Annotated in this window: 2 protein-coding genes; both read left to right on the top strand. The window is 68.7% G+C overall.

Annotation, left to right across the window (positions count from 1 at the left end; all coding sequences use genetic code 11):
- Nucleotides 1-143 precede the first annotated feature (143 nt).
- Entirely contained in the window at nt 144-1,049 is a 906-nt protein-coding gene (locus JT360_RS33010; RefSeq protein ID WP_214477598.1) for a S1C family serine protease, read from the top strand.
- A 22-nt stretch (nt 1,050-1,071) separates the two neighbouring features.
- Nucleotides 1,072-1,817, top strand: a 746-nt coding sequence (locus tag JT360_RS33005; RefSeq protein ID WP_214477596.1) for a LysR family transcriptional regulator, incomplete at its 3' end; no start/stop codon positions are given.

Below are 1,817 nucleotides of genomic sequence, written 5' to 3'. Positions count from 1 at the left end.
CACTATACGGGGAGAAGGTGCCGGCAGGCGGATGAGGGGCAGCGCCAACATTGGCGAATGGATTTCTTCTACCCTTGCACCTTCCCCTCCGAGCCATACCTATAGAAAAAGCCGCCACGGCATTCGCATCGCAGGACAAAAGCATGACCATCAATCCCAATCCGCGCTCCGTCGTTGCCGTGCGCGCCACGGTTCCGGAGGATGCTTTCACGGCTGATGCGCTGGGCACGCTCAGGGAGGGCAGCGGCGTCGTCATCCGCGACGATGGGCTGGTGCTGACCATCGGCTATCTCATCACCGAGGCCGACGAGGTCTGGCTGACCACGCATGACGGCCGTGTCGTCCCCGCGCACGCGCTGGCTTACGACCAGGAATCGGGCTTCGGCCTGGTGCAGGCACTGGCGCCGACCGGCTTGCCGGCCGTGGCGCTGGGCGATGCCGGCAAGGCCCGGATCGGCGACGCGGTCGTGCTTGCCGACGGTGTCGGCCGGGCGGTCGAGGCCAAAATCGTCACCAAGCAGGAATTCGCCGGCTATTGGGAGTATCTGCTCGACGAGGCGATCTTCATCGCGCCGGCGCATCCGTCCTGGGGCGGCGCGCCGCTGTTCGACGCCGATGGCGCGTTGCTCGGTATCGGCTCGCTGCGCCTGCAGATGAGCCGCGCCGGCGAGGTTGCCGACATAAACATGGTCGTGCCGATCGATCTGTTGCCGCCGATCCTCGACGATCTGCTGACGCGCGGCCGGGTGGCCAGGCCGCCGCGGCCCTGGCTCGGCGCGCTGTCGGCCGAAAGCGACGGCAAGGTGGTGGTGATGAGCGTGACCGAAGGCGGCCCGGCCGCCAAGGCCGGCCTGCGCGAAGGCGACGTCATCTCGGAGGTCCGCGACGGCGCCGTCGACGGGCTCGCCGATTTCTATCGCAAGCTCTGGGACAGCGGCTCGGCGGGCGCCGAAATCCCGATGCGCGTGGTGCGCGACGGCCGGGAAACCTGGCTGCGGGTGAAATCCGCCGACCGCGGCAGCTTTTTGAAGAAGCCGCAGCTGCAGTAGGCCGAACGATTCCGGCCAGGCGATGCATCCGAGACTGCTCAAGACCTTCCTTGCGGTGGCGCGCAGCCGCAATGTCACGCGCGCCGCCGAGGTGGTTCACCTCGCGCAATCGAGCGTCAGCGACCAGATCCAGACCCTGGAGGCCGAGTTGGGTGCTGCCTTGTTCACGCGCTCGAAGGTCGGCCTGGAGCTGACGCCGGCGGGGCTGGCGCTGAAGCCGATCGCCGAAGATCTGTTGCGGCTCGACGGCGAGGCACGCGCGGCGGTGCTGCTGGCTGCCGGGCAAACCGGCGGAACCCTGACCATCGGCGCACTGGAAACGATCGCCTCGGCCCGGCTGGCGCCCTGGCTGCCGGGGTTTCAGGCCGGCCATCCCGACATCGCGGTGCGGATGAAGGTGACCGACAGCGGCACGCTGCTGCGGCTGCTGGAGGACGGCGGCATCGATGTCGCCTTCTGCTTCGCGCGACGCGATGGTGCGAAAGGCGCCGCCGATGAACGCCTGGCCAGGCGAACGATCTCAGCCGAACCGCTGGTGCTGGTCGCGGCTGCGGGCACCGCGCCATGCGACCTCGCCGGGCTTGCCGCGCTGCGCTTCGTGGCGACGGAGCCTGGATGCATCTATCGGCATATGTTCGACACCGCTTTTGCCGAAGCGGGCATGGCGGCGCCGAGGCTCGCGGCCGAAGTCGGCAGCATCGGCGCCATTGCCCGGCTGGTCGCGGCCGGCGCCGGTTTGAGCCTCGTTCCACGCCTTGCCGTCGGCGA

The sequence above is a fragment of the Mesorhizobium sp. dw_380 genome (genome assembly GCF_018588885.1).
In the GTDB taxonomy this organism is placed as follows: domain Bacteria; phylum Pseudomonadota; class Alphaproteobacteria; order Rhizobiales; family Rhizobiaceae; genus Mesorhizobium.
This window is presented reverse-complemented; position numbering and strand designations above follow the sequence as displayed.

Excerpts from the sequence above, each read along its gene's own strand:
- JT360_RS33010 (WP_214477598.1), top strand. The coding sequence starts at position 144 with ATGACCATCAATCCCAATCCGCGCTCCGTCGTTGCCGTGCGCGCCACG.